Annotated in this window: 25 protein-coding genes and 1 riboswitch; of the genes, 10 read left to right on the top strand and 15 right to left on the bottom strand. The window is 48.8% G+C overall.

Annotated features, from left to right (window positions below; translation table 11 throughout):
* Positions 1-54: 54 nt before the first annotated feature.
* From GGC63_RS19735 to GGC63_RS19725, 3 genes are read left to right on the top strand one after another with little or no spacing between them, the layout of a single operon-like run.
* Positions 55-1,158: a GerAB/ArcD/ProY family transporter gene (locus GGC63_RS19735; RefSeq protein WP_192703740.1), complete on the top strand. Its 1,104-nt coding sequence runs from the start codon at positions 55-57 to the stop codon at positions 1,156-1,158.
* Positions 1,155-2,375, top strand: a complete 1,221-nt coding sequence (locus GGC63_RS19730; protein WP_192703739.1) for a Ger(x)C family spore germination protein — start codon at positions 1,155-1,157, stop codon at positions 2,373-2,375. Before GGC63_RS19735 ends, GGC63_RS19730 begins: the two co-directional genes overlap by 4 nt.
* Positions 2,372-2,596, top strand: a complete 225-nt coding sequence (locus tag GGC63_RS19725) for a hypothetical protein (RefSeq protein WP_192703738.1) — start codon at positions 2,372-2,374, stop codon at positions 2,594-2,596. The genes GGC63_RS19730 and GGC63_RS19725 overlap by 4 nt, the downstream gene beginning before the upstream one ends.
* A gap of 29 nt (positions 2,597-2,625) precedes the next feature.
* Here the strand turns inward: GGC63_RS19725 and GGC63_RS19720 are convergent, their stop codons facing one another.
* Both GGC63_RS19720 and GGC63_RS19715 read right to left on the bottom strand, forming a co-directional pair.
* Positions 2,626-3,852: an RtcB family protein gene (locus GGC63_RS19720; RefSeq protein ID WP_192703737.1), complete on the bottom strand. Its 1,227-nt coding sequence runs from the start codon at positions 3,850-3,852 to the stop codon at positions 2,626-2,628.
* Between the two features lie 243 nt (positions 3,853-4,095).
* Positions 4,096-5,286 carry an MFS transporter gene (locus GGC63_RS19715; RefSeq protein ID WP_079909726.1) on the bottom strand — a complete coding sequence of 397 codons (1,191 nt, stop codon included), beginning with the start codon at positions 5,284-5,286 and terminating at the stop codon, positions 4,096-4,098.
* A gap of 305 nt (positions 5,287-5,591) precedes the next feature.
* Between GGC63_RS19715 and GGC63_RS19710 the strand changes: the two genes are divergently transcribed.
* Positions 5,592-5,792, top strand: a complete 201-nt coding sequence (locus GGC63_RS19710; protein ID WP_079909725.1) for a hypothetical protein — start codon at positions 5,592-5,594, stop codon at positions 5,790-5,792.
* Positions 5,793-5,940: 148 nt separating this feature from the next.
* On the opposite strand, the gene GGC63_RS19705 is transcribed toward GGC63_RS19710, so the two are convergent.
* Positions 5,941-6,672: a DUF1906 domain-containing protein gene (locus tag GGC63_RS19705; protein WP_192703736.1), complete on the bottom strand. Its 732-nt coding sequence runs from the start codon at positions 6,670-6,672 to the stop codon at positions 5,941-5,943.
* Positions 6,673-6,895: 223 nt separating this feature from the next.
* On the opposite strand from GGC63_RS19705, the gene GGC63_RS19700 reads away from it, so the two are divergent.
* Entirely contained in the window at positions 6,896-7,501 is a 606-nt protein-coding gene (locus GGC63_RS19700; RefSeq protein WP_192703735.1) for a pentapeptide repeat-containing protein, read from the top strand.
* A gap of 261 nt (positions 7,502-7,762) precedes the next feature.
* Here GGC63_RS19700 and GGC63_RS19695 read toward each other — a convergent pair whose 3' ends face one another.
* The gene (locus GGC63_RS19695) at positions 7,763-8,461 is read right to left on the bottom strand and encodes a hypothetical protein (protein ID WP_192703734.1); all 699 of its coding nucleotides are present in this window, start codon (positions 8,459-8,461) and stop codon (positions 7,763-7,765) included.
* Between the two features lie 156 nt (positions 8,462-8,617).
* Here GGC63_RS19695 and GGC63_RS19690 point away from each other — a divergent pair, with 156 nt between their 5' ends.
* Complete coding sequence (locus tag GGC63_RS19690; RefSeq protein ID WP_192703733.1) at positions 8,618-9,304, top strand: hypothetical protein; 687 nt, start codon at positions 8,618-8,620, stop codon at positions 9,302-9,304.
* An 80-nt stretch (positions 9,305-9,384) separates the two neighbouring features.
* Here GGC63_RS19690 and GGC63_RS19685 read toward each other — a convergent pair whose 3' ends face one another.
* Positions 9,385-9,672, bottom strand: a complete 288-nt coding sequence (locus GGC63_RS19685; RefSeq protein WP_192703732.1) for a hypothetical protein — start codon at positions 9,670-9,672, stop codon at positions 9,385-9,387.
* 590 nt (positions 9,673-10,262) lie between these two features.
* Here GGC63_RS19685 and GGC63_RS19680 point away from each other — a divergent pair.
* Positions 10,263-11,225, top strand: coding sequence for a cation diffusion facilitator family transporter (locus GGC63_RS19680; protein ID WP_192703731.1), 963 nt, complete (start codon positions 10,263-10,265; stop codon positions 11,223-11,225).
* Between the two features lie 121 nt (positions 11,226-11,346).
* On the opposite strand, the gene GGC63_RS19675 is transcribed toward GGC63_RS19680, so the two are convergent.
* From GGC63_RS19675 to GGC63_RS19655, 5 genes are all read right to left on the bottom strand, one after another.
* Positions 11,347-12,477: a glycoside hydrolase family 88 protein gene (locus GGC63_RS19675; protein WP_192703730.1), complete on the bottom strand. Its 1,131-nt coding sequence runs from the start codon at positions 12,475-12,477 to the stop codon at positions 11,347-11,349.
* A gap of 58 nt (positions 12,478-12,535) precedes the next feature.
* On the bottom strand, positions 12,536-13,588 hold the full coding sequence (locus tag GGC63_RS19670; RefSeq protein WP_192703729.1) for a LacI family DNA-binding transcriptional regulator: 1,053 nt from the start codon (positions 13,586-13,588) through the stop codon (positions 12,536-12,538).
* A 176-nt stretch (positions 13,589-13,764) separates the two neighbouring features.
* Positions 13,765-14,529: a succinate dehydrogenase iron-sulfur subunit gene (gene sdhB, locus GGC63_RS19665; protein WP_192703728.1), complete on the bottom strand. Its 765-nt coding sequence runs from the start codon at positions 14,527-14,529 to the stop codon at positions 13,765-13,767.
* A gap of 2 nt (positions 14,530-14,531) precedes the next feature.
* Complete coding sequence (sdhA, locus tag GGC63_RS19660; protein WP_079909714.1) at positions 14,532-16,289, bottom strand: succinate dehydrogenase flavoprotein subunit; 1,758 nt, start codon at positions 16,287-16,289, stop codon at positions 14,532-14,534.
* Positions 16,290-16,306: 17 nt separating this feature from the next.
* Positions 16,307-16,957 (bottom strand): succinate dehydrogenase cytochrome b558 subunit, encoded by a 651-nt coding sequence (locus tag GGC63_RS19655; protein ID WP_079909713.1) that lies wholly within the window; start codon positions 16,955-16,957, stop codon positions 16,307-16,309.
* Positions 16,958-17,254: 297 nt separating this feature from the next.
* Between GGC63_RS19655 and GGC63_RS19650 the strand changes: the two genes are divergently transcribed.
* Positions 17,255-18,151, top strand: coding sequence for a LysR family transcriptional regulator (locus GGC63_RS19650; protein ID WP_079910143.1), 897 nt, complete (start codon positions 17,255-17,257; stop codon positions 18,149-18,151).
* Here the strand turns inward: GGC63_RS19650 and GGC63_RS19645 are convergent.
* The 3 genes from GGC63_RS19645 to GGC63_RS19635 all read right to left on the bottom strand — a co-directional run bounded on the left by GGC63_RS19645 (position 18,135) and on the right by GGC63_RS19635 (position 21,507).
* Complete coding sequence (locus GGC63_RS19645; protein WP_192703727.1) at positions 18,135-19,409, bottom strand: cation:proton antiporter; 1,275 nt, start codon at positions 19,407-19,409, stop codon at positions 18,135-18,137. The genes GGC63_RS19650 and GGC63_RS19645 overlap by 17 nt on opposite strands.
* A gap of 66 nt (positions 19,410-19,475) precedes the next feature.
* Positions 19,476-20,138: a potassium channel family protein gene (locus GGC63_RS19640; protein WP_079909711.1), complete on the bottom strand. Its 663-nt coding sequence runs from the start codon at positions 20,136-20,138 to the stop codon at positions 19,476-19,478.
* 16 nt (positions 20,139-20,154) lie between these two features.
* Complete coding sequence (locus tag GGC63_RS19635) at positions 20,155-21,507, bottom strand: TrkH family potassium uptake protein (RefSeq protein ID WP_192703726.1); 1,353 nt, start codon at positions 21,505-21,507, stop codon at positions 20,155-20,157.
* Positions 21,508-21,569: 62 nt separating this feature from the next.
* A riboswitch (cyclic di-AMP (ydaO/yuaA leader) is annotated at positions 21,570-21,717 on the bottom strand.
* A gap of 259 nt (positions 21,718-21,976) precedes the next feature.
* Between GGC63_RS19635 and GGC63_RS19630 the strand changes: the two genes are divergently transcribed.
* Positions 21,977-23,623 (top strand): CPBP family intramembrane glutamic endopeptidase, encoded by a 1,647-nt coding sequence (locus GGC63_RS19630; RefSeq protein ID WP_192703725.1) that lies wholly within the window; start codon positions 21,977-21,979, stop codon positions 23,621-23,623.
* Between the two features lie 45 nt (positions 23,624-23,668).
* Here the strand turns inward: GGC63_RS19630 and uvrC are convergent, their stop codons facing one another.
* The gene (gene uvrC, locus GGC63_RS19625) at positions 23,669-25,642 is read right to left on the bottom strand and encodes an excinuclease ABC subunit UvrC (protein ID WP_318781088.1); all 1,974 of its coding nucleotides are present in this window, start codon (positions 25,640-25,642) and stop codon (positions 23,669-23,671) included.
* 182 nt (positions 25,643-25,824) lie between these two features.
* Entirely contained in the window at positions 25,825-26,142 is a 318-nt protein-coding gene (gene trxA / locus GGC63_RS19620) for a thioredoxin (RefSeq protein ID WP_079909707.1), read from the bottom strand.
* Between the two features lie 262 nt (positions 26,143-26,404).
* Between trxA and GGC63_RS19615 the strand changes: the two genes are divergently transcribed.
* The gene (locus GGC63_RS19615; protein ID WP_144027805.1) at positions 26,405-26,551 is read left to right on the top strand and encodes a YqzM family protein; all 147 of its coding nucleotides are present in this window, start codon (positions 26,405-26,407) and stop codon (positions 26,549-26,551) included.
* Positions 26,552-26,653 lie beyond the last annotated feature (102 nt).

The following is a 26,653-nucleotide window of genomic DNA, read 5'->3' as shown; positions in this document are numbered from 1 at the left end:
GGCTCATTACCTTGTTTTGCGACATCATCAATACAAAGCGTGGTGAATCTCAAGATGGAGCAAGGGAAAATTTCAGCCCTTCAGCTAGCCCTTATCATGTACCCGGGTATACTGGCTACCGGATTTATTTCGCTGCCGGTCATAACGGCAATCTATGCACAGAATGATCTTTGGCTAGCGGTTATCCTCTCAGCGGTTACCGGCTTACTTTCGATCTATTTGTCCATACGCCTGCATGAGCTTTACCCCAAGCAAACCGTAGTTGAATACAGCGTCCGGATCGTCGGCAGCATTCCCGGGAAAATCATCGGTGTGATTTACTTTCTTGTTTTTGTACACTTCGTTGGCGTCGTCAGCAGAGAGTACGCCGAATTTGTTACCGGCAACTTTCTAATTAAAACTCCGAACTTATTGGTACTTTCCTCCATTGTGCTCCTTGCCGCTTTTGCCGCACGTGGAGGAGCGGAAATGATAGCGAGGTGTGCTGTGATTTTTACGCCGATCTTTATCATTCCTTTATTTTTTCTACTGCTTCTGATCCCGGAGCTGGACCCCAAGAATATATTTCCTGTCCTGAGCCATGGCTTCGTCCCTGTCCTCAAAGGATCTGCCACTCCGCAAGCTTGGCTGAGCGAATTTTTTATGATGACGTTTTTTCTCCCGATTCTGAGCAACCCTGACAAAGGAAAGAAAATGGCCCTGCTCACACTGATTTGTATCATCGTAAGCATGACTTATGTTAATCTGATCTCTTTATTTGTTCTCGGGATCGACATTAGCGACAAAGTATATCCCATACTGATCGTTTTCCGTTACATTCGGATTGGCGAAATTTTCGAGAATTTAGAAGTGCTGCTTCTCGCCATGTGGATAGTCGGAAATTTCGTTAAAATTAGCTTATTTTTCTATTCGGCGGCCCTTGCCTTCACATTCACTTTTAAATTGACGGATTATCGGACCGTTATTTTTCCTATTGGTATCCTTTCTGTCATTTTTGGCTTTTGGGATATTCCCAACTTTTCCGGACTCGCCTATTTCTTAAGAGTCCTTGTCCCTTTTTATCTTATAACTATGTTTGTGTTCATCCCTTCGATTTTGCTTATTGTCGCTACGATCCGCAATAAAATCGCGGCCGGTAAAGGAGGCTCAGGTCCGTGAAACCTTTCAAGAAACTCATCTGTGCTTTGCCCTTGATTTTGCTGCTTGAAGGCTGTTGGGACCGGACGGAGCTGAACGACCTGGGGCTGATTACCGCATTTGCGCTTGATAAGGGCAAGAACAACAACGTTCTAGTATCGGTACAAATCGTTATTCCTCAAAACCAGAGCGGGGGTATTGCGTCAGGAGGTGGGGGCGGAGGCGGAGGAGGCGGGGCAATGAAACGGACAACCATCCGCAGGGCTGAAGGAATCGATACTGCCGACGCGTTGTCCAAGCTTCAGCGGGTAATTCCCCGAAAACAATTTTGGGGACAATGCAAAGTATTTATTTTCGGCGAGGATTTGGCGAAATCCGGGATCCAGGAGCAAATGGATTTTCTGTTACGGCACCCGCAGCCGAGGGAAAGAGGCCTAATGTTTGTAAGCAAAGGAAAGGCCGGGGATGCGCTCGAGTTGTTCCCTCCGATAGAACGTTCGTCGGCTGAAGCGATTCGGAAGCTGAGCGACCTTAAAATAGGCATGCAGGTCACGATGGAGCAGCTAAGTATTATGCTGAAGGGGGAATCCAAGGCAGCTGCGCTGCCTCTGCTCTACATTCTTCCAACAACGAAATCGGCAGATCCATACCAAACGATTCCTTATATTTTCGGCACCGCCGTTTTCAAAAAGGATAGAATGATTGGCACTATTTCGGAGGATTTAACAAGAGGCGTGTTATGGATAAATAATGAAATTCGCGAGTACACGGTAACCTTCAAGATGAAAGGAGCTGGCCGGACAGGGAAAGAGGACAGCGGTAATGTATCCCTTAAACCGATTCGGGCCGGCATTAAGCTAATTCCGAATATTCAAGGCAAGCAATGGAGCATGACGATCAAGGTTATTACCGAAGGGGATATCATTCAGAACGGTACCGTTTTGAATCCGATGGACCCCGAGTTATTAGACCAAATGAACCTGGCATATCAAAAAGACGTTACAAAGCGCATCCAACGAGCATTGGATGAAGTACAGCATCATCTAAAAGCAGATGTATTTCATTTTGCCAGAGAATTTCACCGGAAATATCCCAAACAATGGGAGGCGTCAAAAGACCGCTGGGATGACATATTCCCTAAGGTAAAAGTTAAGGTTGAAGTGAACACCAATATAACCAGAACCGGAAATCTCAATGCGCCGGGAGGTTTACCCCTGGAAGAGGTGAAGGAAAAATGAGATGGAGTTTGTTTTGGATCGTAACGATCGCCATATTGTTCATTTTAGGGTTCGAGTGGCGCCAGGTAAAGACAAAGCCGAAAAAAGACCGGCTCATGTTCCTGTCGCTGCTCCTCATCGGATGGCTTCTCTCCATGCTGGACCTGCCCCATACGCCAGGTCCTTCTACCTTTCTTAAATTCGTCTTTTCTCCGTTTAAAGGGATATTGGAGGAGCAATAGATCACCGAACAAATTATATATAATACCAATCAATCCTTGTACGGATCGAATTCATCGGCTCCTGCCATGCAGACGCCAATCGGCTTCAGCACATGCAGTACATCAATCGTTTCTGAGTGCGCATCCAGTACATCCTGCAGCTTTCGATACACGAATGGACTTTCATCTGTCCCTGCGCCGCGCAGCTCGACACCAAAGCTCTTTACAGCTTCCTGCATCTGTGCAGCAGAAATTTGCCCCCCGGTCCGGCTTTTCGTTTTCCAATTCATTTTGCCTGCGGCTTGCGTACGGCTCATAATTCTTCCCGCTCCGTGAACTGTGCTGTAAAAAGACTCCCTGTTCTCCTGCGTGTCTTTGCCGCGAACAATGACAGAGATGTCTCCCATGCTTCCCCCGATAAACCCAAGCTGTCCTGGAGCCGATGGCGTTGCTCCTTTACGTACGACGATCGTATCTTTCCCCTCATGCTGTTCTTTCCAAGCAAAATTATGATGATTGTGGACCTCAAATTCCGCCTCGGCCCCCACAATAGATAATAGTTGATGGATCACATAATCCCGCCCGGCATATGCATACCGCCCTGCCAGCTTCATGGCACGGTAGTACATATCGCCCAGCTCGCTATTCATATCAAGCAGGATTGGTGGTTGGTCCATCGATTCTCCAGGTGCCTTGCCCAGAAATTCACGCCCTGCCGACAGATTCATAAAGCCGCTGGCTGTTTTATGTCCGAAGCCCCGGCTGCCAAAATGATTGCCGATCCACAGTTGGCCAGTCACCGTATCCTCGAACAAATCGACGTAATGATTACCGCTGCCGACCGTCCCCAGCTGTTCCCGTGCTAATGCCTTCAGCTTATCATGCACCTGACGCCCAACCGCGGAATACACGGACCAATCCGGATCATCGAACAGCTCGTGATCGACTCTTTCGTTGTTGATTCGTCCCATGCCAAAAGATATTTTCCGTGCAATCTCATCCATCAGCGATTTCAGCCGAGGACGAATATCGGCAGCCATCAGATTCGTTCTGACCGCTTTGTTACCGCAGCCGATATCATAACCGACGCCGGAAGGCGATATTTGACCGTCATACGCTATGACGCCTCCGATAGGCTGACTATAGCCTTTATGATGATCCGCCATCAATAGCGCCTGAACAACATTTCCATGTTCAGCGCATGTTTTGGCCTGTGCTAATGCTCCCGCCTCTGGAGTCCCCCATACCCTTACTCCATTTATCGTTTGATATGCCATTTTGTTACTCACTCCTTGTATAAAGTAAACATTTCCAAACAACTTACACCATGATCTTTAACTTCATTCTCGCACAGCCTCATCTTCTTGAACATGGCGAATGTATTACGAGGGAATCCATCCTTGTTTAAACGCCGACTTCATTTAAATAATGACAAAGTTGAGGATTAAGTCCTACGAATAAAAAGAACCGTCCAGATATCCGAACGGTCCATTTGACAATATTCAACTCTCAATCTTATACTACCCCTGCTGAGCGGAAGGCTTGTGATTCACCGACATATAAGCCAGAGCACCGGAGCACAATAGCAATATTCCCGTCACCCAGAAAACACTGTGAATCGAGAATACACCGCTTATGGCACCGCCGACCAGCGGTCCCAGCATGCCTCCGAGCTGATTCGCCGTCTGGTTAAGACCAAAGGCCCGACCGCGAAAATCCGCCGGTGTGGACCGGACCACCAGTCCGTTCAGAGCCGGGAACACCGCACAGAAGAAGGCTCCATATATAAACCGCACGATGGAGAAGCCCCAAACGCCGTGAAACAAGAGCTGCGCCAAATTCCCGAGTCCTCCGACAACCAAGCCGATAATCAAAATTTTATGAAAGCCGATTTTATCCGCCAGCTTGCCCCAGCGCGGAGCAAATAGGATACTTGCGATCCCTACAAGAGAGAATACGATTCCCGCAAGGAGCGATGCGTCTTTGGCCGATCCGCCGATCTGCACGATGTACAGCGGCAACACCGGTTCAATAGTCATAACCGAGAATTGCGTAAGCAGTGTCAGAAGCAGCACGGTTACGAACGGCCGGTTGCTAGCCGCGAGCTTCATGGAGGACAATATAGAGGTTCGGTCCTTGCTCGGAACGAATTTCTCCTCCGTTACCCAGAACAGAACAAGCAGCGTGCTCAGCAAAACAAAGACCCCTGCACTTGCAAAGGCGACCCTGCTGTCAAAAATTTTGGAAATGATCCCGCCAAGCAGCGGCCCCATAATGCTTCCGGTAGCGGTAGACGTCGACATCAGGGAGAGCGCATAGCCTACATGCTTCTCCGGCGTATTGGTACCGACCAGAGCGATAGAGCCGGGAATAAAACCGCTCAGCAGCCCTTGCAGCAAACGCAGAATCAGCAGCTGATAAGGGCTTGTCACCAGAGATGTCAGGATGTATATGACAAAAAGGACAAAGCCCGCGCGAATAATCATAGGCTTCCGCCCATATTTATCCCCAAGAGCACCCCAATAGGGTGCCGAAATCGCCCCTGCAAAAAAGGCGGAGCTGAATAACAGCCCCGACCATAATTCAATATGCTGGCTAACGCCGATATGCAGCAGAAACAGCGGCAAAAAAGGAACGACCATCGAAAAGCTTGCTGACGTAATAAAGCATCCTACCCACAGGAGCCATAAATTTCGTTTCCAAGTTACCATAATAGCCTCCGCAGTTGATGACCTTGTTAATCATTTCTTTACAAAGTTCATCGTAACACCCGGATATGCTTCTGTAAACCCGTAAGAGTTTTCCGTGCAGACTCCGTCTAGACTGTAGTTCCCATCTGTGAAATCGCTTCATAGTATAAAGTGATCAAGTTTCTGACGGGTGCAGTCAGACAATGAATGACAAATAATGACTCAAACTTTCATTTTACGACGGTTTCCGATAAAATTAAGATGAACAAACTATACCCACTCGTCAGCAGATAATAGAGTAATCTAGGAAAAGAGGGTGGATTTTTATGCCAAGATTGCTATACGAGTATATTTATGTCAACATGTGGATCTTATTATTTTTGACCTTATTATGGGCGAACGACGGCCATATTTCTTTTATTGAAAGCTGCTTCCTGATTCTGTTTTCCGTTACGGTTATGATGTTTGTGGCAAAAAAGCAATTGCGGACCGAAGGAAGCGCCCGTTTCCGGAAGCCCCCGCTGTAATCCAGACGTTTCCCGGCAGTCCTCGCACCGCGGGGATTTTTTTATTTATACAATTTATGAACTGGTTGCTGAGAAACCTATGGAGACTGCTATTTGCCAATACTAGGCTTCCCAACTGCCTGGACGGTTTTATTTGCACATTTGAACGTCACTGTTCCGGTTGCCCCGACGCTTTGCGTAATTCATTTGCCAGCCGGTGGAAGTCCTCCTTCCCCGCCGCATCATTGGCCGCCTCGTACCCCGCCTTCATGAAGCCAATCAGCTTATTGGCGTCCTCTGGATTCAGCATATAATCAGCCGGTATCGTACTCCACCAGCCTTCTTGTCCATAGGATTCGTTCAAGTCGATTCCAATTCCGTTCACGACGATATCGTTCAAATATTGATAAATGTTGGCGACAGATGATTTTTTGCCCCCGCTCCAGGCGTAGGTTTGCCAAAAGCGCGAACAGGCTCCTGCGGCATAAACCGCCTCGACGACAGCATAGGACCCGTAAACCCCCGTATTATACCCCGGTGTAGCCTCGCTTGCCCCTTTAATATAGGCAATCACCGATGACATCTGGGCTGGCGTTGCATCAAAATCTACGGCAAAATAAATCGTACTTCCAGGCGGCTGGCCCATCTGCGCTGCCAGATCCAATGCAATAGCGCCATCCTTCAAGCCCGCGCTTCTCCCTCCAAGTGCCCGATCCGCCGTCGTCTCAAATACGGAAACGATCTGCAGTCCGGCGTTGCAAATCGATTGAACCTCTTTTACCGATAATGCCTTCCAGCTGCTTGGAACCAGATAGCGAGCCACAAATACATAACCGTCCCTTTTAAAGGCCGCGGCTGTACTGTCCGTCAGCGGTGTAGCGCAATCGAAACCTTTGGCCATAGCGTATCTTCTCCTCTCAAGCTGCATGAGCAGCATATCTCTATAGTACAAAATATGCATAAACCGCCTTATTGTCCTCCTTCGGAAGCCCTAACGCATGGAAAAGGGCACCGCCCGCTCCTTCACACTTGCGGAATTTATGATGCAGGATTCATAATAAAGGTTAGGATCAGGATTCAAACAGAATAAGGAACGAAGAATCTGTGCCAACGGGGGACAAAGGATGTATTCCTACATAGACCAGCATTATAAGGAAGTAGACTTTAGCTACAAAGATTTGCGGGAAGGCGAGCTCCGCAGCTGTACGTTTGATCGCTGCCGATTTAGAAGCTCACAATTAGAGGAAATGTGGAGCTACGGGTGCCAATTTACGGAGTGCGATTTCACCGGCGCCCTGCTTAATGCCTCGGTGCATATAGGCTCCGCTTTTACCAACTGCCGGTTCAAAGGAGCTTCCTTGTTCGTTGCCAAGTTTGAGGAATGCAAGATGGTCGGGTCGGACTTCTCTGAATGCAATCTGGATGGCATTACAATCCTTGGAGGGGATTGGTCTTATACGAATCTGAAGCATTGCAATTTAAGCAAGCAATCCCTTCGAGGCATACGGCTGGTGGAAGCCGATTTGTATGAGAGCAATCTGGAAAAATGCGATCTTCGGGAGGCTGATCTATCTAGAGCCCAGCTGGCCAAGGTACGTCTGCAAGGGGCGGATTTAAGAGGGGCTGTACTGGACGGAGTGAATTTCAAGTCGTTCGATGTCAAGGGAGTCCGCATGGATGCGGGACAGGCCATCGCGTTTTTAAGGTCTTACGGTGCGAAGGTGGAGTAATTGGCTTCGATTAGTTATCATCATCGGCTTAGCCAGCGGCTTCAGCAGCCTTAGAAAAGTATGTTACAAGCATTGCTCCTCTAAGGCGCCTGCAGCAAGTTGGGGGGGAAATAGGCGTGTCGCAGCGGACCGGCTGCTGCATCATTTTGGAGTTGTAGAAACGAATTCAGTTTCTTTCCATGCAAAGGTTTTTCCAAAAACTGCTTATTTCAAATTCAATATCACGGTTTAATCTAGATCTGTTATGACTCTTAGATTATTTCAAACAGTTTCAATCTTCCTCAGTTTGATGGAGGACAAGATATCACCATTCAAGTGTGCATGCAAATCACTGTTAGATCCTAACCAAAGGTCACCATAGCGCTCCATGACCAGCACGTCCCCGCACCGGTAAAATGTATGGGTAGGCCCCTCTTCTTTGGGGCTAATATAGTACCCGTTAAGCCACACATCTTCAATAGGTTTATTTAACAACATTTGTATATTATCTATTTTTCCCTCTATCGTATAAAGATGTTTGCAGCCAAATACAACCTCCTGTAAACAAAAGCTTTTCAGAAAATGATATAAAGAGTCATTTACTACGATATGCCCCTCGGCATTGTCATCCCAAAGCAAGCACTCGTCACAGTAGACAGGCGAATTTTTCTGACCCGCTTCCACTTGGCAAGTCCAGTTGGCTTGATTCTCCTCAAGAAAAGTAACCTTATCCTGGTCCTTCTTTAGACGCTCCACCGAGTAAAGACAATCCTGCTGTTGAAAAATCTCCGGGGAGTTCTCGAGGTGACCGTCCGGTCCATTTTTCCAGCGTCCTGCAAATGCATATAGTTCTTGTAACGCCTTTGGCAGATATGGTGGAATTTCGTCCGCCGGTACACCGTAGGAGCTGTCGTATCTTCCGTACCAGTTGATTAAAAAATATTTTAGATCATCCAGTTGATCTGTATCCTTCAGTAACATTGCAGCCTCCTGTTTCATTGATTCCCATAGGATCAAGCTCCCATTATTAATGCTATTTATTCCATTTTACCAGAACCTTTGGCAAAAATATCCTCCCTTCAAGTATAATAGTTATATATTATTACATTCAAAAGTCGAGGTTAGGCGATTATGCACGTGAGGAAGTTAATCATTGGGATTATATGGATTGGACTAACCGCCATTTACTTTTCCGTATATGGGATTGTAAATATGGTTTTAGATATTAATGAGAATGGGTTTGGCCCGATGAACCTCACGCTCTGCCTGCTCCCTTTTGTCGTTGGCCTGCTCATCACCTATATGCTTACTTATCTACTTGAGATTAGGCCTTGGCTTAAACCGCTGTGGATCTTTCTCTCTATCATTTTGGCAGTTCCTGCCTCTTTGTCATTAATCAAACTATATGACCAGCAGATGAATATTGTCGATCCACATCAACACAAAACACTTGAGGAAAATTTCCGTGCATACTCTCTTACCGCTCAAAGCAAAGGGGAGGCCGCTCCTTTATATGTACGAGAATTGACCGATTTTGAATGGGATAAGTTGTATCTGTTCGGTCCCTATACCACGCATACCCAAATCAACGAACGCCTCGGATACGAGTGGACAAAAAATTCATTACGTTTATCTGACGAGAGCAGCAGTCTTCTTGTCTTTGTTCATGATGGAAAAGTGGTGCAATACCTGGATATATCCCTATGGATTCAAGGGGATCCTAACGCGACTTTTACCCCTGAGGGTGCAGTCCTGCGGTCTTCCAAACTGTTCACTAACGATAACCGGAGCAATCAAACAAACTTGCAATTAATTGAAACCTAGTTTGTAACGTTATAATTAAATCGAAAAAAAGAAGGGCCGCAAAGCCCTTCCTCGTTAGTCCTTTCATGGAATGATATGGACTAGGTAGATAATATCATCAAGGTCAATGTTCCCATCCTGATTGACATCCGCATGTTGGACAGCCTCCCATCCGGGACTGCTTGAGCTCCGTTCATACGCTCCTCCGACGATGCCCAGATCGCCGACATTGACGAGCCCGTTTCGTAATCATCGTTGACGATTGTCGTCGTTATAAAATCTCCGTCCGCGGCAAACGAAGGATTCATCAACGCCAAGGAGCTAAACTGCAATACGTTCAAAGCTATCGCAGCACTTAACACTACGCTTAATAATCGCTTAGCTTTCATCCTCTACCCCCATAAAGTATTAATGATTTCAGAGCGATGCTGTCTTACCTGCTGTTGCTGCAAGCATGTCCTTCCGCTTCGATGGACTTTTTTAGCGGACACCCGCTCACCTCCCTGGCGCATGATTCATGCCAACGTCACTTTCCAACTAAATGCTACTACATCCCGAATAATCATTAGGTTACATATATGGAATATTTATCATGAAATGGGGGATTTAACGGAGATGCTGAACAAATGATTATCTTTTGCCCGGATTAGGAATGAAGCACAAAAAAAGAGACCCGGCCAACGGGGCCAGGTCTTGAAGTGTTTATATTAAAAAGGGGGTCTTGGTTATTATATTACACAAGAAACATGTTAAAACGATAACAGAAATATTTCAGTTATGTAACAAATAAGAAAACGCTTACCATCATATTTTATCTCCAAATGAGAAAAGCTATCAAAACGATGAAAAAACTTCTCAAATCATTGATAATAGGTCTCAAATCAACGATAAACGCTCTCAATTAAAGTATTTGCCAAAATTCCGGACTTGACGTATAATCCGAACATAGCAAATATTCATTCGAGGCAGGTGAACATAGATGAAAGAGTACGATTATCATCATCTACATCATGTGAAAGAGCAATCCAAATCGAAGAAAACATTGTGGGTTACCCTTCTGTTGACTTTGTTTTTTACGATTGTAGAAATTATCGGGGGGATCTTGTCCAACTCGCTCGCTCTCTTATCCGATTCGGCCCATATGATTTCCGACGTTCTGGCGCTGGGGCTTAGTATGGTAGCTATTTATATGGCCACTCGCCCTCCTAACGCCCGGTTTACCTTCGGCTATTTACGCTTTGAAATTATAGCATCCTTCTTGAACGGACTGGCTCTCGCTATTATCGCTGTCGGAATTTTCGTCGAAGGGGTTCGCCGGTTCCTGCATCCCGAGCCAATCGATTTTAAGCTTATGCTCATTATCTCTTCCATCGGACTTGTGGTCAACGTGGTCCTGACCCTGGTATTAAGCCGCAGCATGAAGGAAGAAGAGAATTTGAACGTTCAAAGCGCGCTATGGCACTTTATCGGCGATTTACTCAGCTCGGTCGGCGTTATCATCTCCGCCACACTGATTTATTTTACCGGCTTGCAGTGGTTTGACCCTTTGATCAGCATGGTCATCGGCGGCATCATCTTTATCGGCGGCTGGAAAATTATCAAGGAATCGTATCTGATTCTGATGGAATCCGTTCCCGAACGGTTCAACCTTGATGAAATCCGCAGCGACATTGCAAAGGTCGAAGGCGTCGATGATGTGCATGAAATGCATTTCTGGGCTATTTCGTCCGATCATTATTCCTTGACCGCTCACGTCTTCATCAATAATAAAGTGCAGCCCTTCTGCATTATATTAGCGATTAACGAAACTTTAAAAGAAAAATACGGGATCGAGCATTCGACCATTCAAATGGAAAATGCCCATATTCACCCGCACGGAGAATACGGCAAAGAATTTTTACGGCATCAGGAAGAAGAACAATCCAAGCTTGTTACCGTATAGTGCATTCCTCCGATAAGCAAAAGCACCCTCCAACCTGCGAGAAGAGTCTTCTTACACAGGTGAGGGTGCTTTTTCTTACCTCGAGCCATGAAAGGCATTGGTGATATGGCAGCGTCTTATTTTATCTTTCGTACCAGTATCCCTTGATTCCCTTCTCCAGGCGAACCAGAGCTTCCAGATAATAATAGTCGCCCCAGATCATATAATCATCCGGCGCATTGTCGCCGCGAACATGGTACGATCCATGCTCCAGGAACCCTTCGGCGTCCGGTTGACCGATCGTAGCATACCCTTTAATTAGCCCCTTCAAGGAGCGTTCCAATCCTTCCTCCAGGAACTTGCGGTCGGCATCGTTCGCATCCAAATGAGACAAGAGCTCAATCAAGCCGGCAGCCGTAATGGCGGATGCAGAGCTGTCCCGATATGTTCCCTCTTGTACCGGAACGTTGAAGTCCCAATACACCACGTCGTCTTCCGGAAGTCTTTCCAGGAAGTAGCGCGCCATTCTTTTGGAGGTTTCAAGGTACAGAGGGTTCTTGGTGTAGTGATAGGACAAAGCAAAGCCGTAAATTCCCCATGCTTGTCCGCGCGTCCATGTCGAGCCGTCCTGGTAGCCTTGATGAGTGCCGCCGCGAATCGCTTCGCCATTTTCCGGGTTAAAGTAAAACGTATGATAAGAGGAGTCATCGCCGCGCACTAAGAACCTGCGGGATTTATCTGCATGCTTGATAGCTACGTCTTTATATTTCTCGTCCCCGGTCTGCTCATAAGCCCAATACAGCAGCGGCAAATTCATCATGCAATCGATAATGATGCGTCCGCCGTTCTCCGGATCATCTTTGGGTCCCCAGGCTTGAATATACTGCCCCTTCTCTCTCCACCGGGTCATCAGCCAGTCGGCCGCCTCGAGAGTAAGCTGCTTGGCTGCTTCATCGCGTTCAATAATCCACTGCGCTTTCGAGGATAGGGAGTACAGGAAGCCGATATCGTGATGATCGATATGGCTTTTGGCATCCATCCGTTTGCGGAAGCTGGCAACGGTTGTCTCTGCCGCTTCTTTAAATACCGGATCTCCGGAATATTCATAGCAGAGCCACAAAATGCCCGACCAGAAGCCGTCGGTCCAGTCCGTATTGTCATTGAGCAAGTAATGACCGTCCTTGCTGACATGAGGGAATTGACCGTTATACTTCTCAATATTCGCTTTTGTTTTTTGTACTGCGTCTTCAATGGCTTGCTTCCACATGCTCATCGTGATCTCTCCTCATATTCATCATCATTGGAAAAGCTGCTCTACATCCTAGTTCGGACTATTGTGTTGATTTTCGAAGCATAGGAGTTAATGGAATTCGGATTTCATTCCCTTCACGAGCCGGCAGCGGAGGCAGCTGCGATGCGCGAGCAAGCTTCTCTTCTTCCCCGAGCTCCGCAAGCATGAGGCGAATCGCCAGCTGAGCCTGCTGGCTGTAGGGAATATCCAGGGTCGTCAGCTGCGGGTAGCAGGAGGAAGAAATGACGTCGTTGTTGATCCCGTGTATTTTGTAATCCTCCGGAACCTTCATTCCCTCTTCGAGCACGGCGGACATGAAACGAAGCGCCACCAAATCATCGAACGCCAGAATACCGACGGGCCCCTTGCCTCCGCTCATTTCCTTCGTCATACGAACAAGCTCCTGTAAAGGGCGGGTATCGCCATCAAGGACAAAGGAGGGGATATCCGGTGCCCACTGCTTAACTCCGTCATGGAAGCCCAGCAGCCTCTGCTTGTTCGTCTCATGAGCTCTTGCCCTTTCCAGATAAAATAACGAACGGCAGCCCTGCTCCACCAAATGCTTGACCGCTTTCCTGCAGCCATCGGCGAAGTCGAGATTGACCGCACCGACCGCAATGTCCTCCGGCCAATTCCAGCCGTTGAACAATACGAGCGGCGTACCGTCGCTCACGATCTGCCGCGTCGTCTCCGTCGACATGGCAAGACCGTGGCAGAACAAGCCGTCTACCCTGCGCTGCAAAAGCACATCCAAGTGACGCTTCTCCATATCGGGGTCATAGCCCCCTGCGGAAAAGACCGACATATGATAGCCGAAGCGGTGCGCCGTACGTTCCATTTCCTCTGCGAAAACCCCGTAATACCCAATGAAGCCGGGAACGATTAAGCCAAGCTCATAGGACTTCTTGCGGCTTAAGCTTGCCGCCATTACATTGCGACGGTACCCAAGCTCCTCAGCGGCTTTCTCCACTTTGCGAATCGTCTCCTCCGACATGGGAACCTTCCGTCGGTTCAATACATTGGATACAGTGGCTATGGAGACACCGGCTGCCTCGGCTATGTCTACAATCGTAACGGAACGGTGTTTGCTCATACCTTACTTCCTTTAATTGTTATTTAAACGTTTCAATTAAAACGTTTAAATAAATTGTATTTCATTATCGCCTGCTCGTCAATTCTTTTTTTGACTCCCTCCTTTTCCCCAAGAAAAAAGCCCTCTTGCAAGCACAGAGCTTGCGAAGAGGACTTTGGATGAATGATTCGATAAGACTACATACCAAGCCAGTTTTTGAACAATTGCTTCGTCGTATCCAGGTTCATTGCAGCAATCGAAGTTGTCAACGGAATACCTTTAGGGCAGGAGCGGACGCAGTTTTGCGAGTTACCGCAGCCTTCGATACCGCCGTCTTCCATCAAGGCTTGAAGACGCTCAGCCGCATTCATTTCACCTGTTGGGTGAGCGTTGAACAGACGAACCTGAGAGATCGCTGCCGGACCGATAAACGTTGTTTTCTCGTTCACGTTAGGGCAAGATTCCAGACATACGCCACAGGTCATGCATTTGGACAGCTCGTATGCCCATTGACGCTTGGATTCCGCCATCCGCGGTCCCGGACCCAAATCGTACGTACCGTCGATAGGAATCCAGGCTTTCACGCGTTTCAATGCGGCGAACATGCGCTCACGGTTAATAACCAAGTCACGAACGACAGGGAAAGTACTCATTGGCGCGATACGTACCGGCTGCTCCAGCTTATCGATAAGCGCGGAACAAGCTTGGCGCGGCTTGCCATTAATGACCATGGAGCATGCTCCACATACTTCCTCCAAGCAGTTGGATTCCCAGCATACCGGCGTCGTTTTGCCGCCGTTCGCATTAACAGGGTTCCGCTGCACTTCCATCAAAGCGCTGATAACGTTCATGTTAGGGCGGTACGGAACTTCAAACTCCTCGGTATAAGGCTTGCTTTCTGGCGAATCTTGACGGGTAACGATCAATTTAACCTTTTTGTTGGTCGTATTCGTTTCTGCCATGATTAATGTCCTCCCTTCTTGTCAGTCGAGTAGTCGCGTTTACGCGGCTTGATCAACGATGTGTCTACATCCTCCCAGCTGATAGTCGGGCCGTCCGGAGTCCATGTAGCTTTCGTTGTTTTCAGGAATTCCTCGTCATTACGTTCAGGGAATTCCGGTTTGTAGTGTGCACCGCGGCTTTCGTTACGCAGCAAAGCACCCAAAGTCATCGCGTGGGACAACTCCAGCATGTTCCACAGCTGACGTGTGAACGCTAGTCCTTGGTTGTTCCAGCGAGCCGTATCCGTCATGCTGATATTGCGGTAACGCTCCTTCAATTCATTGATTTTGGCAATGGTCTCTTCCAGCTTCTTATTGTAGCGAACAACCGTCATATTGTTGGTCATCCATTCGCCAAGCTCTTTGTGAAGCACATAAGCATTTTCTTTGCCTTCCATTTTCAGCAGGCTTTCATACTTATCGGTATGCTTCTTCTTCTCACGATCAAAGATGGAAGAGGAGATATCGTCTACATGCTTGTTCAAGCCTTTGATATATTCAATTGCTTTAGGGCCTGTAACCATACCGCCGTAGATAGCGGACAACAGCGAGTTCGCACCGAGACGGTTAGCGCCGTGGTATTGATACTCGCACTCACCACAGGCGAACAAGCCAGGGATGTTGGTCATTTGATTAAAGTCAACCCACATTCCGCCCATCGAATAGTGAACGGCAGGGAAAATTTTCATAGGGATTTTACGAGGATCGTCGCCCATGAACTTCTCATAGATCTCGATAATACCGCCCAGCTTAACGTCCAGCTCATGCGGATCCTTATGCGAGAGATCCAGGTAAACCATGTTCTCGCCGTTGATACCCAGCTTCATGTCTACGCAGACTGCGAAAATTTCACGAGTCGCGATATCACGAGGCACCAGGTTTCCGTAAGCAGGATATTTTTCCTCAAGGAAGTACCAAGGCTTACCGTCTTTATAGGTCCAGATCCGTCCGCCTTCACCGCGGGCCGACTCGGACATCAAGCGAAGCTTGTCATCTCCGGGAATCGCCGTTGGGTGGATTTGGATAAACTCACCGTTAGCATAGTGAACGCCTTGCTGATAAACCGCACTTGCAGCCGTCCCCGTGTTAATGACGGAGTTCGTCGTTTTACCGAAGATGATGCCAGGGCCGCCGGTTGCCAGAATAACAGCATCGGCTCCGAACGTCAGCACTTCCATGCTGCGAAGATCCTGAGCAGCTACACCGCGGCATACGCCGTCGTCATCAAGCACTGCGCCGAGGAATTCGAAATGCTCGTACTTCGTAACAAGACCCGCCGTCTCCCAACGACGCACTTGCTCATCTAATGCGTACAGCAGCTGCTGGCCAGTGGTTGCTCCGGCAAACGCTGTACGGTGATACTGGGTTCCCCCGAAACGGCGGAAGTCAAGCAAGCCCTCCGGCGTACGGTTAAACATAACGCCCATACGGTCCATCAAGTGAATGATGCCCGGCGCAGCGTCACACATCGCTTTTACAGGCGGTTGGTTCGCGAGGAAGTCGCCGCCGTATACGGTATCGTCAAAGTGCTCCCAAGTGGAGTCGCCTTCACCTTTCGTATTCACCGCTCCGTTAATACCGCCTTGTGCACATACCGAGTGGGAACGTTTCACAGGAACCAAAGAGAACAGGCTTACGTGAACCCCGGCTTCTGCGGCTTTAATGGTAGCCATTAACCCGGCCAAACCTCCACCGACTACGATAACTTTTTGATTAGCCATTGTTGTTCACTCCTCCCTTAACCTTTAGTCATCTGCGGCACGCTTTGGAATTCCGGATTAACAAACGCGCTCAGAGACATGATAAACAAGATCGACATAATTACGAATACTACCATCCAGATAACGGAGGATACCCGTTGTGCACGCGGGCCGATTGTAATACCCCAGCTAACAAGGAAAGACCACATTCCGTTGCTGAAGTGGAATACCGCGGACACAATCCCGATACAGTACAGCACGAAAAACACGGAGTTCGATGCGATGTTATGCATTTGAATTCCGATTTCTTCTTGCGGCAAGCCTAATGTGATTTGGAAACGTGTTTGGAAAAAGTGGAACGCTACGAACAAGAAGGTAATAACACCGGTAACCCTCTGCAAGAAAAACATTTGGTTACGGAAGTAACCGTAGTTGGATACGTTGTTTTTCGCCGTGTAAGCGACGTACAAGCCGTACACCGCATGGTACAACAGCGGAAGCCATATCCCTACAATTTCCAAAAGCAGTACTAAAGGTAATTCATGCAGCCAATTCACATGTTCCATGAACTTCGCCGGACCATGGGTCGCGGAGTAGTTCGTCAGCAGGTGCTCGATCAGGAAGAAACCGACCGGGATAACACCTAGCAAGGAATGCAGCTTGCGTGAAAAATACGAATTACGAAACATTGAAATCCATTCCCCCCTCAAAAGTATGTAGTTGTTCACATCTTGACAAACCATTTTTCATTGTACTCCCGCAGGAAACAAGCGTCAACATGAATCGCTACGCCTATTTTCCATGTATCGACAAATTTTTATGCAGTCCAGCCGAAAAAATGTGAACAATACGTGACACACACCATAGTACTCCATTATCGCTTATAATGGAAGTGCCGATTTTTTATAAACTCTTATTCAGTTTTGACATATACAATGAGCTTAATCACAAAAGGGACATTTTATTTGAAAGAAGGGACTATTTTGCTGGAAAATATCGATATTTTTGCTAAGGTCGTGGAGTTGGAAAGCTTGAATAAAGCATCTCAGGTGCTCAACATTTCTCAGCCCGCACTTTCCCGTAAAATCATGAGGCTTGAAGAGGAGCTGGGCGTGGACCTCTTTATCCGCAAAGGAAAGCGGCTTGAGATTACCCGTGCAGGCCAAATTGTCTATGAGCACGCCATTGAGCAGCGTCATCTGGAAAGGAAGCTGATGCGCTCGATCGAGGAATTCAAGACGACCGTCAAGCCCGCGAGCATCATTATAGGGGCAAGCCTGACGACACTGCAGTCTACCTTGCCTGACCTTATCACCATCTATACGAAGAACTACCCGAATACCGACATTAAAGCCGTTACCGGCAAAACGCATGAGATCGTTCCCATGGTCAAGGAGAGGAAGGTCGACATCGGTCTCGTCGCTTCCAAAATCGAGCATCCGGGCCTCAAATGCGTGCCGCTGTTCGACGATCATTTATGCCTAGTCCTGCCGCTCGGGCATCCGTTCGTAGATAAAGCTTCTATTGAAATAGGCGACCTGCATGAGCTGCCTATGATCTTATTCTCCCGGGGCACCTGGTACCGCATCCTAATGGATGAAATGTTCCATCGCTACGCGATTCAGCCGGACGTCAAAATGGAGATCGACTCCTTCGAGGCCATCATCCGCCTGGTCTCCACCTGCAAAACAGCGACGCTGCTGCCGGAATCGTATCTGCGAAGCAATCTGGTCAAGGATAATGAGCTGGTCGTGCGTTTCATCCCCGCTTTGGAGCAAATGACAAGAACGACCTCCCTGTTGTTTACAGAAGAGGTCGTCCATCATCCTTCGGCGCAGCGCTTTATTGAGAAGGCCAAGGAGTTTTTCAAACAGCCGGTTTAGGATTGGATTGCAGCCGGTCCCCAGGTGTCTCCTTTTTCTCCTCGATACCGAGCCTTTTGGCGACATAGGCGGTCGTCCCTGCCTGCAGCAATATAGTCAGAAGAACCGCAAGAAAGGTCACGGAAGCAATGACGTCGGCATGCTGCACCCCAAGCCCTGCAACCATGCCTGACAACGCCGCCGGTATGACGCCCGTTTCGCGGACCCAGAACATAAAGAAGATTTCGTTCCAGCTCCATTGAGCCCTCCGGTCGGGCAGCGTACAAATCAGCACCGCAAGGGGTCTGGCAATCAGCATGAATACGGCAATGACGCCCAGGCTTGGCCACAAGTGGGCCCAGATCACCTGGAAATTGACCTGGCTGCCGAGCAGGATAAAGATCAGCATCCGCATAATGACCGTCATATTATCGCTAAAATGCCCCATTTCATGAAGCTTGTCGTTCATGTCGAGCTTGAATACGTCCGTATTCCCCCAAACAAGTCCTGCCGTAAAGGTCGCCATAAATCCGCTGACATGAAGCGTATCCCCGATCCAGTAGGAGCCTATAGCGGTTACGACCAGAGCGATAGTCGCATAATCGCGGAACCAGCCCAGCTTCAAATGAGCCGTCACGAAGGCTAACGCCATGCCAATGACACCCCCGACCAGGATGCCACCTGCAGCCGTCAACACAAATTCCTTAATGCTCGCGGCAATAGAGAATGAATGGCTTCCAGTGACGACAGCCAGCACCGTGAAGGTGAGAATGGAGCCTGTCGCATCGTTGAAGGCCGATTCACTCTCGACGGTCTCACGGACCTTCGTACGGATCGTCACCTGCTTGAACACGGGGATAAGCGTAGCCGGGTCCGTGGAAGAAATGATGGCTCCGAGCAATACGGCATACAGAAGCGGAATGCCCAGCAGCCAATGAGCCGCCATAGCAACGACTCCGCAGGTTATCAACACGCCCGGCACGCTCAATAGCGCGACGGACAGCCATACCTTCTTCAGGCCGGACAGCCGGATGTTGCGCCCTCCATCGAACAAAATGAGCACGGAGCCGATAGTCAAGATGAATTGATTGGTCAGTGAGCTGCTGGTCTCTGAGACCCAGTGCAGTCCCTGCCCTACAATCATGCCCGCGATCAGGAATAAAGCGACATCAGGCAGCTTCAATTTGCCGGCCAAGCGTCCGAAAATCATCCCCAGACCAAGAATGAGCACCAATAATAGCAAGATATGATGGACTATTTCCGAAACGTCGTTGGCCATGCTCTTTTGTCACTCCATTGTCCCAGATGTGCAGCGTCTCTATTTCTTGTGACGGCTGATTATTTGCTAACGGATTACTTCGCTCTCGAACAAATCAATCTGCTCGTTCGTTCCTATGATGACCATAATGTCCTGTTCATCCAGCGTATCTACAGCGGTCGGAGCAATAATGACTCCGTGCTTCTTATTGATAGCGACGACACTGCACCCGTATTTGGCTCGAGGGTCCAGCTCCTTGAGCGTCCGGCCGGATAAGCGCTTAGGTACCGACAGCTCTGCGATGGTATAATCTTTGGACAGTTCGATATAATCGAGCAGGTTCGGTGAAACCAGCTGATGCGCTACGCGAATCCCCATATCCCTCTCCGGGAAGATCACCCGGTCAACGCCGATCTTGTTCAGCACCTTCCCGTGAAGCTCGGAGAGCGCCTTCGTGACCACCATCTTGACACCAAGGTCCTTGAGCAGGATCGCTGTCAAAATGCTTGCCTGAATATCATCCCCGATGGAGACGACCGCACAATCAAAATTACGCATGCCTAGCGACTTCAACACATCTTCATCCGTAGAATCCGCGACGACGACATGCGTCAAGACATCGCTCATCTCCTCTACGGCTTCCTCATCCTTATCGATGCCCAAAACCTCGTATCCGAGATCCACCAGCTCCCTGGCCAAACTCGATCCGAATCTCCCCAGCCCAATCACTGCATACTGACTACGTTTCATTGTCTTAACTTTTCCCCTATCCAATGGTTATTTTCCCTTCCGGGTATCTGTATAATTCTTTTTCCGTTTTTGGCCCAAGCGCATATGCCAGCGTCAAAGGACCGAGACGGCCCGCAAACATCATCAGGCAAATCAATATTTTGCCGACATCGGTCAAATCCGTCGTCATTCCCATCGTCAAGCCAACCGTGCCGAAGGCGGAGGTCACCTCGAACAAAATCATCAGGAATGGATGGTTTTCCGTCGTGGACAAAATCATCGCAACGAAGATGACCATAAACAAGGCGATCATCGTAAGCGTAATAGCTTTCAAAATACGGTCCTTACCCAAACGGTAATGAAACAGGACAATGTCTTCCTTCCCCCGGACCATAGCTATCATCGCGCCAATCAGCGTCGTGAAGGTGGTCGTCTTGATCCCGCCCCCGGTAGAGCCCGGAGAGGCGCCTATAAACATCAGGATGATCATGAAAAACTGCGTCGCCTGGCGCAGGCTTCCCAAATCTACCGTATTGGCTCCCGCCGTGCGCGGAGTTACCGATTGGAAGAACGATGCCCAGATCTTGCCTCCCCACGTCAGTGAGCCTAAGGTTTTGGCATTCGTAAATTCAAATATAAAGATGACGAGTGCGCCAATAAGAATAAGCAAGCTTGTCGCGCTCAAGACCACCTTGGAATGCAGCGACAGCCGCCGGTGGTTCCTGTAGTCCATAACGTCCGACATGACTACAAACCCAAGACCTCCCAGAATGATAAGCCCCATTGAAACGATATTGACGACGGGGTCATTGACATATGAGGTAAGACTCGTGAACGGACCATAGACCGATCCGAACAGGTCAAAGCCGGCATTGTTGAAGAAGGAGATCGCATGCCAGAAGCCAAAATAAATCCCTTTGGCCGGGCCCAGCTCCAACGACCATCGAATCGAGAAAATCACTGCCGCAGCGAGTTCAATTGTGAGTGAGTATCGAATGACCCGGCGGATCAACCGTACGATCCCTTCCATGCTTCCCTGGTTCATCGCTTCCTGCAGGATTAACCGTTCTTTCAAGGAAATTCGCTTTTTTAGCGCAAAAGCAAACAGGGTCGCCATCGTCATAAAGCCCAGACCGCCGACCTGGATCAGCAAGATGATGACAATTTGCCCGAATTTCGAAAAAAACGTTCCCGTATCCACAACGACGAGCCCTGTCACACAGGTGGCCGATGTCGCGGTAAACAACGCATCCAGAAAGCGCAGGGGCTTGCCTGTAGCCGAGGCGACCGGGAGGGACAGGAGCATGGCGCCTGCAAGAATAATCAATGCAAAGCCGATAACTAATATTTGCGGCGGTGTGAGTTGAATTTTTTTGGTTACGGGCTTCATCGTTCACCTCAATTTCGGTTTTCAGGCAATAAAAAAGACACTGGAAACCCAATGCCCTATACAGGTTCCTGCAACAAAGCCTACGAGGTTAGCTGACGGATTCGGACGCACAGGTACCCTATCAATTCCATCTCGCGAAATGGAATCGAATTCACCCCTTATTACTCATGGTTCCCCCGTTTTCAAAAAGAAATTCGGCTTTTTATTCAATTGATATGAATTATAATGTGCTTTGCTTGTAATCACAAAGTCGCTTTTACTCGAAAACGGGTAATAATCGGATTATTAGAATACTTAGTATGAAGCTGATAGAGCCGGCGCTTCGCTTTTCAACGATTTTCCCCTTCTTGCTCTGAATTTCATTGGATTTTGGCCGGGCATGTGTGCTAAGTTTAATGAATACAATGACATATCCTCACCATTTTATAAGCATAATGTAAGCTTCTAATTCTAAGTAAGGAGACATGGCATGGTAAAACGTCAAACCGACTTCCCTCTTCTCATTTTGGCACTTTTTGGAATTATCTTGTATGTATCGATCGCCGCCATCTCTTCCTGGCTCCAGGATGAATCGGTTGAGCAAGTACAGGAGGCCTCCCTCCCAACGGTTACGAAGCAGCAGGCAGCAGAGGCGGCCGTCCGGTTCGTTCAGGAGCGCTTCGGGCTCTCGGCCGATTATCGTACCGGCACCTTGTTTCAGTCTCATTCCGATCGAAGCGGATATCTGCAAAAAGCGGAGCTGCTCGATGAATATGTCAAGCGCTTTGCCGCCTATCCTATCGATTATTTTGAGGTGGAAATTAACGACAATTCGAACCTTGCTACCTATTACGTAGAGGTTAACTTTACCAACTTAAATATAATGGGCTGGAACGCGTACTACGCTCCCTCGAGCAAAAAGCAGACTGTTGCCTCATTGGGAGACTCATTGGCGATAGCGGAGCAAACGTTGAAGGACCAGGGCTACACGCTATCCGATTTCACGAGAATCCATCCGGTAACCGAGCCGGAACCGCCTGTAACGAACGGTCGCGGTACGCCTTACCTATTTGAGAGTAAAGACAAACAAATAGGAGAAGCCAAGCTTAGGTTAAGCTTGTCGGTAGACGGCGGAAAGGTCACGGCCTTCCATACGGCGTTTTCCATACCTGAGTCCTTTGCCGAATGGAAGGAACAGCAGAATGACAATGCTTCCTTGATGACCCGGATTAGTCTCGGAGCTTCTCTCATCATGGCGGCTGCGGCTGTATTCCTTATGATTCGATACCGCAAAGAATGGACCTTTCGGCGCGGGATCTTTTTAACCTTCATTTTTGCTGCCATCTATATCTTCAACAATTTCAACATGCTTCCGGCATTCCGGACCATGCATTCCAATGGGCCTTCCGATTGGGGCGCTATGTTTAACCTTTGGTTTATTAATATCGTTACTGCTATCATGGCTGTCAGCGTCTATTTTTCGTTTCAGGCGGGACGTCAGCTATGGCAGAGGCAGGGCTGGATTACCTGGCCCGTTTGGAGGGACGATTCGTTTGGGGGGCATATCCGCAGCTCAATGATTCGGGGGTATCTGCTCTGTATTTTCATCCTGGCCGTGCAGCAAACGCTATTTTTCATAGCGGGCGAATACTTTGATGTCTGGTCCGTGAACGACCCTGCCGATTCCGTCCTGAACATGTCTTGGCCCGCGGCTTTTCCTCTAATGGCATGGGCAGCGGCGATATCCGAGGAAGCCATCTACCGGCTGTTCGGCATCGCCTTCTTCATGAAGCTCGTACGCAACCGGTTCCTTGCAGTGCTGCTGCCAAGCATGATTTGGGCGCTCAGTCATACGCAGTACCCTATCTACCCGGTCTATACGCGTTTTATTGAGGTAACGATCATCGGAATCATTTTTGGCTATGCCTTTTTGAAATACGGCTTGATGACCGTACTCTTCGCTCACGCAACGATGGACAGCATCCTGATGGGCTTGTCGCTGCTGGACTTGAAGGGCACGCCGTTTCTCATCACCGGCATCTTTTATATCCTCTTCCCAGGGCTGGTGGGCCTGGCCGTCGCTTGGCTCCATGCCAAAGCAAAGAGGAACCCTCCGACTCTCCGTACGAGTCATTAGATTCCTCCCGGTTATAATGTCAAAAAGCTGGAAGCTTCCGCCAACCTATTCGATGGCGTTGGCTTCCTGCTGATATTCTTCACCGCTCTCTTCTTCTTCTTGCAGCGGTTCCTCCGCTTCGCCGTTCAGCGAGCGCAAAATTTGCGAAGCCAGCTTTTCCCCGATTCCAAGAGGCCGGAAATCCTCAATGCCGGCTTCTTTAATTTTTTTCAGAGAGCCGAAGTGCTTCAAGAGCGCCTTGCGCCGCTTCTCCCCGATGCCTGGAATGGAATCCAGCGTCGATACGACCATCGACTTCGCGCGCGTCTCCCGATGGAAGGTGATCGCAAAGCGATGGACCTCATCTTGAATCCGCTGGAGCAAATAAAATTCCTGGCTGTCCCTGGGAAGCGGAACGACCTCGGGCGGATCTCCCGTCATCAGCTCCGCCGTTTTATGCTTGGCGTCCTTAACAAGGCCGCAGACCGGGATATATAGCCCCAGCTCATTTTCAAGCACATCGACGGCCGCTGAAATCTGCCCTTTGCCGCCATCCACGACGATAAGATCCGGCATTGGCAGGTTTTCTTTAAGTACCCGTTCGTATCTCCGGCGAATAACCTCACGCATCGTTTCGTAGTCGTCCGGCCCTTGCACCGTGCGAATCTTGTATTTGCGGTATTCCTTGCGGTCCGGCTTGCCGTCCGTAAACACGACCATGGCCGATACGGGATCGGAGCCCTGAATGTTGGAGTTATCGAAGGCCTCGATACGGTGAATCATCCCGGTACCGAGCCATTCGCCCAAATTTTCCACCGCTTTGACCGTACGCTGCTCGTCTCTCTCAATAAGCCGGAATTTCTCCTCCAGCCCGACGCGGGCGTTATCGCACGCCATATGAACCATATTTTTTTTCAAGCCGCGTCGCGGGATATGGACCTTCACCTTAAGCCAGCTCTCCAGCGCTTCCTTGACGTCGGTCTTCATTCCTTCGGCGAGCCCCGCAGGTTCCTCTTCGCTGGCGGATTCCGGAGCTTCGGCGCCCGCTGCGTTCGCTTCCTGCTCTTGCTCCGGCTCCGCAGGCAGGAAGACCTCCCTCGGCAGGGCGGGGTTATCGCTGTAATACTGCGTGACGAAGGAAATGAAATCCTCGTATTCCTCGCCGTAATACGGGAACATCGAGGCGCGCCGCTCGATCAGCTTCCCTTGGCGCATGTACAGGATTTGGACGCACATCCAGCCCTTATCCACCGCGTAGCCGAATACATCCCGGTCCACAATATCGTGGGTTGTGATCTTCTGCTTCTCCATGACCGCGTCGATATGAACAATATGATCGCGCAGCTCCTTGGCCCGTTCGAAATTAAGCTCCTCCGCCGCCTCATGCATTTTGCGGGTCAAATCCTGCTTAATTTCATCGTGCCCCCCGTTCAAGAACCGGGTAATCTCCTGCACCATCCGGTCATATTCTTCCTGAGCGACCTCATACTCGCACGGGGCAACGCATTGCCCCAGATGGTAATACAGACAGACGCGCTCCGGCAGCGTCTTGCATTTGCGGAGCGGATACAGCCGGTCTAACAGCTTCTTCGTCTGCTGTGCAGCAAAGGCATTCGGGTAAGGGCCGAAATATTTGCCCTTGTCCTTATACACCTTGCGGGTCACCTCGAGCCGCGGATGCTTCTCATTCGTTATCTTGATGTACGGGAACGACTTGTCGTCCTTAAGCAGCACGTTATAGCGGGGATAATACTGCTTGATCAGGTTACACTCAAGTATTAATGCCTCTACGTTGCTGGCCGTTACTATATATTCAAAGTCGGCGATCTCATTGACCAGAGCCTGCGTCTTGGCGCTGTGGCTTCCTGTAAAATAGGAGCGGACCCGGTTGCGCAGCACCTTGGCCTTACCGACATAAATCACCTTGTCGTCTTTATTCTTCATCAAGTAACAGCCTGGCTTCTCCGGCAGCAGAGCCAGCTTGTTACGGATCGCTTCGTTTCGCCGCTTGCGCTCCTGTTCCTCCTCGTGCATCGTCATCGCGACCTATCTCCTTTCTCACAACCATCCCATGAACATGACGTTGCTTCCTTCTTAGGCATAAGCAATCCTCCAAGGATGCGGTGGAAGCCTGCTTGGCATAGTCTTATGCAACAAAAAAGCTCTTTTCCAGCATAGCAGAAAAAGAGCTTTTTCTCATTAACAGTTTTCGTTAGAAAACATTATTGATTGCGGGTTACAACGTTTTTCAAAGCGTCCTTCGATTGGAAGCCTACCACTTTATCAACCGGTTGTCCGTCTTTGAACACGATCAATGTAGGGATGCTCATAACTCCAAAACGGGATGCGGACTCAGGATTGTCATCCACGTTCACTTTAGCGATTTTCACGCTGTCCCCCAATTCTTGATCAAGCTCTTCCAATACAGGAGCGATCATTTTGCAAGGTCCGCACCAAGGCGCCCAGAAATCAACAAGAACCGTACCGGATCCTTCAACTTCATTCTTGAAGGATTGGTCCGTAACATTAACGATAGCCATCGTATGTCTTCTCCTTCCACCGGATAAAATAAAATGTTGTCAACAAGTAAAGTATACCACAATACCCCCTATTTTCAACCGCCGCCCGACTCGTCCATCTGTTGCCATCCATGAGCGGCTTTACCCTGTACTCATTTTGAAAAACGTCGCATAATTGTCACTTTCCCCTGCTTTACAATTATCTTCGTATTTGGGTATACTATTCGTAATTAGGACTATGCACAAGACTTTCCTACGGAAATTCTTAAGGAGGAAATCAATAATGAGCGATCCAAAGCATCCTGAACTTCATGTGATGGAAGAACCAACCAACGACTTTTTGGACGTTGCAATCGGCTTCGGCGTATTCTTCGGTGTTCTTCTGCTGATTGCTGTAGTCGCAACCGTTGTTCAGGTTATGACTCGCTAATAGGTTATCAAAGGTCTGTCCAGCTGACACAAGCGGGGCAGGCTTTTTTATTTTGCAAGAACGGCTGGCGAATGCAAATCAATGACGAACCTTATATCACCA

The organism is Paenibacillus sp. OAS669 (assembly GCF_014873645.1).
In the GTDB taxonomy this organism is placed as follows: domain Bacteria; phylum Bacillota; class Bacilli; order Paenibacillales; family NBRC-103111; genus Paenibacillus_S; species Paenibacillus_S vulneris.
This window is presented reverse-complemented; position numbering and strand designations above follow the sequence as displayed.

Bases quoted from the DNA above. Each gene is read 5' to 3' on its own strand.
- GGC63_RS19640 (WP_079909711.1), bottom strand. From the start codon at position 20,138: ATGAAACGTAGTCAGTATGCAGTGATTGGGCTGGGGAGATTCGGATCG.
- GGC63_RS19630 (WP_192703725.1), top strand. From the start codon at position 21,977: ATGGTAAAACGTCAAACCGACTTCCCTCTTCTCATTTTGGCACTTTTT.
- uvrC (WP_318781088.1), bottom strand. From the start codon at position 25,642: ATGACGATGCACGAGGAGGAACAGGAGCGCAAGCGGCGAAACGAAGCG.
- GGC63_RS19725 (WP_192703738.1), top strand. From the start codon at position 2,372: ATGAGATGGAGTTTGTTTTGGATCGTAACGATCGCCATATTGTTCATT.
- GGC63_RS19635 (WP_192703726.1), bottom strand. From the start codon at position 21,507: ATGAAGCCCGTAACCAAAAAAATTCAACTCACACCGCCGCAAATATTA.
- GGC63_RS19695 (WP_192703734.1), bottom strand. From the start codon at position 8,461: ATGTTACTGAAGGATACAGATCAACTGGATGATCTAAAATATTTTTTA.
- trxA (WP_079909707.1), bottom strand. From the start codon at position 26,142: ATGGCTATCGTTAATGTTACGGACCAATCCTTCAAGAATGAAGTTGAA.
- GGC63_RS19710 (WP_079909725.1), top strand. From the start codon at position 5,592: ATGCCAAGATTGCTATACGAGTATATTTATGTCAACATGTGGATCTTA.
- sdhB (WP_192703728.1), bottom strand. From the start codon at position 14,529: ATGGCAGAAACGAATACGACCAACAAAAAGGTTAAATTGATCGTTACC.
- GGC63_RS19715 (WP_079909726.1), bottom strand. From the start codon at position 5,286: ATGGTAACTTGGAAACGAAATTTATGGCTCCTGTGGGTAGGATGCTTT.
- GGC63_RS19685 (WP_192703732.1), bottom strand. From the start codon at position 9,672: ATGAAAGCTAAGCGATTATTAAGCGTAGTGTTAAGTGCTGCGATAGCT.
- GGC63_RS19675 (WP_192703730.1), bottom strand. From the start codon at position 12,477: ATGAGCATGTGGAAGCAAGCCATTGAAGACGCAGTACAAAAAACAAAA.
- GGC63_RS19680 (WP_192703731.1), top strand. From the start codon at position 10,263: ATGAAAGAGTACGATTATCATCATCTACATCATGTGAAAGAGCAATCC.
- GGC63_RS19670 (WP_192703729.1), bottom strand. From the start codon at position 13,588: ATGAGCAAACACCGTTCCGTTACGATTGTAGACATAGCCGAGGCAGCC.
- sdhA (WP_079909714.1), bottom strand. From the start codon at position 16,289: ATGGCTAATCAAAAAGTTATCGTAGTCGGTGGAGGTTTGGCCGGGTTA.
- GGC63_RS19700 (WP_192703735.1), top strand. From the start codon at position 6,896: ATGTATTCCTACATAGACCAGCATTATAAGGAAGTAGACTTTAGCTAC.
- GGC63_RS19735 (WP_192703740.1), top strand. From the start codon at position 55: ATGGAGCAAGGGAAAATTTCAGCCCTTCAGCTAGCCCTTATCATGTAC.
- GGC63_RS19705 (WP_192703736.1), bottom strand. From the start codon at position 6,672: ATGGCCAAAGGTTTCGATTGCGCTACACCGCTGACGGACAGTACAGCC.
- GGC63_RS19655 (WP_079909713.1), bottom strand. From the start codon at position 16,957: ATGTTTCGTAATTCGTATTTTTCACGCAAGCTGCATTCCTTGCTAGGT.
- GGC63_RS19720 (WP_192703737.1), bottom strand. From the start codon at position 3,852: ATGGCATATCAAACGATAAATGGAGTAAGGGTATGGGGGACTCCAGAG.
- GGC63_RS19645 (WP_192703727.1), bottom strand. From the start codon at position 19,409: ATGGCCAACGACGTTTCGGAAATAGTCCATCATATCTTGCTATTATTG.
- GGC63_RS19615 (WP_144027805.1), top strand. From the start codon at position 26,405: ATGAGCGATCCAAAGCATCCTGAACTTCATGTGATGGAAGAACCAACC.